Source organism: Streptomyces sp. NPDC127177 (genome assembly GCF_042672475.1).
Classification (GTDB): domain Bacteria; phylum Actinomycetota; class Actinomycetes; order Streptomycetales; family Streptomycetaceae; genus Streptomyces.
The window spans coordinates 238,003-244,204 of sequence record NZ_JBHXUW010000001.1; the positions used below are offsets into that span (position 1 = coordinate 238,003).

The window sequence follows — 6,202 nt, forward strand, 5'->3', positions numbered from 1 at the left end:
CATGGGGGGGCCACCCAGCCGGTCACCGCGCGTCAGTGCGGTGTCCTCAGCGCAGGAAGCTCCCGAACAGTGCCTTGGTGACCGGGCCCCCGACATCGCCGGGGCCGAAGGCCTTGGCGCCGGTCGTGGTCAGCCCCTTGGCGGTGCCGTTCAGGGTCCATACGGCTCCGGCCGAGGCGTTCTCCGCGGCCGAGGAGACCGCCAGGTCGCGGTGTCCGTCGCCGTTGACATCGAGGAGCGCGCAGGCGGCCCCGAACTTGTCGTTCTTCTCGGCGACACCCGGCACACCGGCGGTGTCCTGCTGCATCACCTGGCTGCCCTCGCCGGTGAAACCGGACGCCGTTCCGTGGAGCAGCGCGAACGATCCGGCATCGGTCAGACCGCTGAAGTCCTCGCCGTCGATACCGAGGGCGATCTCGGCCCGGCCGTCCCCGGTCACATCGGCGACCGAGACGCACGAGCCGACGTGATCGCCCTCCTCCTGGGCACCGTAGAACCCGGGCAGGGACTGGTCGAAGGTCTTCATGCGGCCGGACGAGGCGCCGTCGGCCGAGCCGTACAGGACGGTTACCTTGCTGGTGTCGCTGCCGCTTCCGACCACCACGTCGCCGTAGCCGTCACCGTTCACGTCACCGATGTCGGTGGCCCCCTCGCCGCCGGAGGATCCGATGTCCCCGAGCGTGCTGGACTCCTTGAAGCCGGCGCTGCCGCCGTACAGGACGTGGTTGGCCCACACCCCGTCGCCCTCGTAGGCCCAGATGGCGATGTCGTCGATGTGGTCGCCGTTGACATCGCCGACCGACTCGGCGGTGTTCGGACCGCTCAGCGAGTGGGGGCCGTTGACGCAGGAGTCGTCGGTCGCGCAGTCCGCCCCGTCGTCGCCGTAACCCCACCATTCGGACTTGTCCAGGAAGTCGAGCCGCGCGGTCGGCTTGCCCGCGCGCGAGATCGGCCCCTTCCACAGGGCCGCCGGCTGCTGGGCGGACTCGTCGCCCTCGACCTCGGCACCGCCGAACAGTGCCAGGTCGGCCTTTCCGTCACCGTCGAAGTCGCCCACCTGCGGGGCCTGTCCGTAGTCGGGGACGGCGGTGCCACCGGTGAGACCGGAGGGGGAACCCCATATGACGACGCTGCCCGCGGACTCCTTGGCGGAGCCGATCACAAGGTCGCTGTAGCCGTCGCCGTCGAGGTCGCCCTTGCTGAAGGTGTTCCCGAACCGCTGCTTGGCGGCTGCCGCCCCGGGCACCCCGCTCGTCGAGCGGCTCACGACCTTCCGGTGTGCGGGATCGAGGCCGCTCGCCGAGCCGTACGCCACCGCGATGTAGCCCGCCTGCGCCTTGCCGGACACGGTCCCGCCGGGGGCCGAGATGACGAGGTCGGCGTAGCCGTCGCCGTTGAAGTCGTCCGCCGGTGCCGCGCGGCCCGCCGAGGCCTGGGCCTGCGCCGGGGTGAGCGATACGACGGTCAGACCGGCTGACACCAGGAGTGCGGCGGCCAGCGGAGCCGCCGAACGGACGCCGTGTCTTCTGCCGGCCGGTCGAGCGCTGTGGGTGTCAGGGCGTCGTATCCAGAGCATGAAGTCTTCTTTCTGTCGCCATTTCACATCCACTTCGTAGGACGGTGGCGGCAAGAAGATGGTTGTGCCGCATATGGCATTGATGGTTCCGAGTGGGGGAGTTGTGGCCGGATCCGAGCGTGCGGGGCACGGGCGCCCCCCGTCGTCGCGAGTGGGTACGCCTCTACCGGCGGGCGGCCGGACCCAGGGTGCGAAGCGCTGACCTGGTGCCACGTCCTCCCGCCAGTACCTGAGAACCGTCTCCTGGACGAAATGAACGCGCTCGGCGGCGATGAGGCAGGTGATGAGTTCCTGTCCGCCGGTGTCGGCCTCGAAAGCGACCACGAGGGACGGTTCCGCGCCGAGCCGGCGAGTGATGTGCAACAGCTCCGCGGACGACGGGGCCCGGAACGCCGGGTCCTGGAACTTCGACGGGCAGCTGACCAGCACCGTCTCGTCGAAGACCAGCTCCAGTTCGTGGTGGTACGTCAGGTCGTGTCCGGCCGCGAGGCAGAGTCGGGTGCCGTCCCAGGTGACCACGTCCCAGTCCCACCACGCCCCCTCAGGGAGCCGGATTCCGTCGTGCCGTCGTTCGGCGTCCATCCTCAACCTCTTGATCGGTCCGGGGAATGCCGTTGTTCGCGGGGGAGCTACCTGACGGTGCGCAGGCCCCGGTCGGCGAAGGCGATCAGCCACTCGAAGCTGTCGTCGATGTCGGCGCTCCACTGGAAGGCGTGAGCCGCCTGCAAGGTGGCGAAGCCGTGGCACAGGCTGCGGAGCATGCGCAGGGCGTGGTCCACCTCGGACTCCGCGATCTCATATCCGCGCAGCACCGCCGTGAACCCGCCGAGCAGCCGCTCACCCGCGAGGGCCAGTGGATCATCCGGGCCGGACGGTTCCATGCCGATCGTCGCGGCGTACCGGCCGGGGTGCTCCAGCACGAAGGACCGGAAGGCGCGAGCGGCGGCCCCGAGCGCGTCACGGCCCGCGTATCCCTGTACGGCACCGCCCACGGCGTCGGCGGCCTCGCCCAACGCCAGGACAGCGATGCGCCGGACGAGGTCCTCCTGGCCGCCCACGTGCTTGTAGAGGGACGGGGTACGCACCCCGACGCGCTCTGCCAGCAGGCCCATCGTCAGGTTGGCGAAGCCCACCTCGTCGGCGAGGGCGGCACCGGCCGCGACCACGGTTGCGGGGTCCAGGCCGGCCCTAGGCACGAGCGGAGTCCGCATCGAGGAAGGTGAGCATGAGCGAAACCACCTGGTCGGGGAACTGGTCGTGCGGGTAGTGTCCGGCGCCGTCGATCATCTCGAGCCGGCCGAGCCCGGACGGCAGGGCGTCGACGATCGCCGAACCCTCGCCGTGCGGATCGGCCCAGTCGGGGTCGAGCGTGCCCATCACGACCAGGACCGGGCACCGGACGTTGCCGAGCTGCGCACCGGCGTCGGTCGGGGCGCAACGCCCCATGCCCTGCATGGCCTTCATCCGGCCGGGCTCGCGCAGCAGGGCCTCGATACGCCCCAGCCGGTCGACCCAGTCGGCGGGCTTCGCACCGGGGTAGGCCACGTCCAGGTACGACCGCCAGAGCGGGATGCTGCCGAAGACGCCGGCGCCGAGGAGCCGCAGCATGCCGCGCCGGAAGCGTCTCACCCGCAGGTCGCCCGGGCGTATCGACTGCTTGCGGGTGAACGGCGCCAACTCGATGACCTCCGTGATCAGCGAGGGCTCCTGCGCCGCGGCGATGGTGGCGGCGCCGCCCGAGATCGAGTGACCGACCAGCACGGCCGGTCCGCCCAGGTGGCGGATCACGGCGAGCAGGTCACCGGCGATGGCGGTGCGGCTCCACGCGGACCAGTCCACCCCGGACTCGCCGCAGCCACGCAGATCGACCGCGGCGACCCGGTAGCCGGCTCCCACCAGCGCCGGGATCACGGCACGGTACGCGGCGCGGCTGTCGCCCATCCCGTGTGCCAGGACGATCAGCGGACCGGCCCCGGCCACCTCGTAAGCGATCGTGCCGCCATCGACGGCGAGGTACTCGGTCACGACATCCTCCATGTGGCTAACTCGATTAGCTAAAAGCTATCCACGTTAGCCAAGCCTGTCAATGACCGAATCCGCGATCCATGGCGGCCGTCGGCGTGGTCACTCCCCTTCGGGCCCCGGCGCCGCGTAACCGGGCACGGACGGCCATCGAACGGTCAGCACCACCGACTCCTCCTCCGCGAACCATGAGTGATCGACCCCGTGCCCCCATACGACGTAGTCCCCCTGCTCTTCGAGAGCGATGCTGCGGCCCGGGAGTTCGACACGGAAGCGTCCGCTGATGAGTACCAGGAGGGCGGTGCGCTCCTCGCCCCTCACCCACTGTGATCGCTCGTCGCCGCGGGGGTGTGTGCCCCACTTGATCTCCACGGCCTCGCTGTGGCGCGGATCGCCGATGTTCTTGAAGTGCCCCAGGAGCCACCCCTGGTCCAGTGCCGCATCCTTGCCCGCGTTCCCTGTGTACACGCTGTCGTCCACGTCGCCGGACGCTAGCAGTCGGGCCCCCGGGTGCCGCATTCCCGTTTGACCCGGACGGCGGACTGGCCGCAGGTGTGTGATCTGAGTCACGACCGAGATCGCCGCCCGCGTTTGCTGGATTCGCGCAAATTTATGCGAAGGGTCACTCCTGCGGCGTGTCTGCTGGTGGTGGTGCCGGCGTGCGGGTGGCGCGGGGTGGCTAACGGCGGCGGATGAGCAAGAGGGAAGGTCTGCGCGGCACCGGAGATCTTCCCTCCATAACTTTCCTCGAATTGCCCCTGCACACTTGTTCGTTCGCAGGTGTTGTTGAGAGTGAAGGGCGCACAACCCGCGCACTTCCCGGGCTCGGAGAAGCACGCCCGGCACTTCGTGAGAACAGAGGCTCACGCCCGTGACGATCCACCTCGTAGGTGACCTGATGATCCTGGCGGTCACGATTCGCGTCTTCGGCAAGGACGCCCGCACCTTGCTGCGCCACATGGCGGCCGCGGGAGTCCGGATCGGGGTGAGCGAGATGAGCCGGCGCCCCCACGACGGGAAGGAGGGGCGGTGACCGAGTCCCGAAGCCGTATCCGTCCGGGCGCCGATCCGATGACCCAGCAGTCGCCCGACCTCTCCTTCACCGCGTTCCACCAGATGAACCGCCCGCGCTACATCCATTACGCCGAGACCTTCCTCCACAACCGCCACGACGCCGAAGAGGCGATCGACAGCGCCTTCGAGCAGCTCCTGCGCACGTGGGACAAGGTCCTGCTGGTGGAGAACCCGTCCGGCTATGCGTGGACGGTCATGCGCAACAAGGTCAGCGACCACAGCCGTGCCCGCAGGCGCCGGCCCCCGCTGCTCGACGACGAGGCCTTCAACACGTTCGCGCTGCGGGACGCCGTCGATCCCTACGGACAGATCACCGAGTCCCTCGCCCTGATGAGAGCGATGCGTCAGCTCACCGAACGTCAGCTCGACGTCATGGTGATGACGTACCTGCACGGGCTGAACGCACCCGAAGTCGCCGACGCCCTCGGCATCACCAGCGCCACCGTCCGCTCGACGGTCCGCCACGCGACGCGCCGACTACGGGACATCCTGGGGCCGGACCACGCCATGGAAGGACGACGATGACACGCCACATCACGGAATTCCTCTCCCGCGCACGCCTCATCACCACTCCCTACACCCAGGAGGACATCGACGCAGCCGAGACCCGCCTCCTCGCCCGCCTGCGCACCACCGGCCCGTCCGCTGTCCCACCGGCACCGTCCGCGCCCACTCCGGAGGTGCCGACGGAGTGCGAGGCGGCTCAGAACCTGCAGACCCTCTGCGAGACCGTCGTCACCCGGAACTCCGCACTCAGCACCCTGGACACGTTTCTCACCCCCCAACTCCCCGAGCCCCCCGGCGCGCGGGTCCTGGGCTGCATACTCCAGCTCGCCGAATCAGAGGAGAACGCCCGCTTCTGGTGGCAGTACGCGGCAGGCGCGGGCGACCCCGCGGCGTCCTACTGCCTCTACCTCCACCACCTCGCCCTCGGCGAGCGCGGCGAAGCCCGCTGGTGGTACGAGCAGACGGAGCAGATCCAGAGCGCTCCACCCTCCACCGACGACTTCACCGACGCCGCGTCCGACGTGACAGCCGACGACGTCCCGCTCATCGTGAGCGACGCGCTCAACGCCGTCACGACCACCGACGCGAGTCTGCTGCCGACGGCCCTGCGCATCCTGGGCGCGCTCAAGACCGACCCGGCTCCGGTGCCCGCGATGGTCGGAGCGGTACTCGACTACGTCCCAGCGGCGGTCGGCCACATCGACGACTTCGAACTGCCCCTGCCCGCACCCGGCTTCACCGACCACATCCGCACCCTCACGGCCACCAGCGCACCCGCCCCCGGACGGCCTTCGGTACGCAACCGCCTCCAGCCCCGCCCCAAGCCCACCCGTCCGCTCATCGCCGCTGCCCGCCGACACCCCAAATGGTGCTGGGGCTAGGGCTAGGGCTGGGGCCAGGTGCTTTAGGTTTGGATCGGGGGGCCGGACCCCGCGAGCCCGGCGCGATCCGGACGAGAGGCCCCAAGGGTTGTTGCAGAAGGGTGGGCAGGCCGAAGCGGTGTTCGGCCTGCTGGCTCAGCGA

Annotated in this window: 7 protein-coding genes; 3 read left to right on the forward strand and 4 right to left on the reverse strand. The window is 69.8% G+C overall.

What is annotated here, in order from left to right; genetic code table 11:
* Positions 1-46 precede the first annotated feature (46 nt).
* The 4 genes from ACFVJX_RS01030 to ACFVJX_RS01045 form a co-directional block, all read right to left on the reverse strand.
* The gene (locus tag ACFVJX_RS01030) at positions 47-1,576 is read right to left on the reverse strand and encodes an FG-GAP-like repeat-containing protein (RefSeq protein WP_384123735.1); all 1,530 of its coding nucleotides are present in this window, start codon (positions 1,574-1,576) and stop codon (positions 47-49) included.
* 629 nt (positions 1,577-2,205) lie between these two features.
* The gene (locus ACFVJX_RS01035; RefSeq protein ID WP_384123733.1) at positions 2,206-2,742 is read right to left on the reverse strand and encodes a TetR/AcrR family transcriptional regulator; all 537 of its coding nucleotides are present in this window, start codon (positions 2,740-2,742) and stop codon (positions 2,206-2,208) included.
* Positions 2,743-2,764: 22 nt separating this feature from the next.
* The gene (locus ACFVJX_RS01040) at positions 2,765-3,601 is read right to left on the reverse strand and encodes an alpha/beta fold hydrolase (RefSeq protein WP_384123732.1); all 837 of its coding nucleotides are present in this window, start codon (positions 3,599-3,601) and stop codon (positions 2,765-2,767) included.
* A gap of 99 nt (positions 3,602-3,700) precedes the next feature.
* The gene (locus ACFVJX_RS01045; RefSeq protein ID WP_384123507.1) at positions 3,701-4,078 is read right to left on the reverse strand and encodes a signal peptidase I; all 378 of its coding nucleotides are present in this window, start codon (positions 4,076-4,078) and stop codon (positions 3,701-3,703) included.
* A gap of 391 nt (positions 4,079-4,469) precedes the next feature.
* Between ACFVJX_RS01045 and ACFVJX_RS01050 the strand changes: the two genes are divergently transcribed.
* The 3 genes from ACFVJX_RS01050 to ACFVJX_RS01060 are packed head-to-tail and all read left to right on the forward strand — an operon-like array spanning position 4,470 to position 6,060.
* A complete protein-coding gene (locus tag ACFVJX_RS01050) occupies positions 4,470-4,631 on the forward strand; it encodes a hypothetical protein (protein ID WP_384123505.1) in 162 nt (53 codons plus the stop codon).
* A complete protein-coding gene (locus tag ACFVJX_RS01055) occupies positions 4,628-5,197 on the forward strand; it encodes a sigma-70 family RNA polymerase sigma factor (protein ID WP_384123503.1) in 570 nt (189 codons plus the stop codon). Before ACFVJX_RS01050 ends, ACFVJX_RS01055 begins: the two co-directional genes overlap by 4 nt.
* Positions 5,194-6,060, forward strand: a complete 867-nt coding sequence (locus ACFVJX_RS01060) for a hypothetical protein (RefSeq protein WP_384123501.1) — start codon at positions 5,194-5,196, stop codon at positions 6,058-6,060. The genes ACFVJX_RS01055 and ACFVJX_RS01060 overlap by 4 nt, the downstream gene beginning before the upstream one ends.
* The last annotated feature ends 142 nt before the right edge of the window (positions 6,061-6,202 follow it).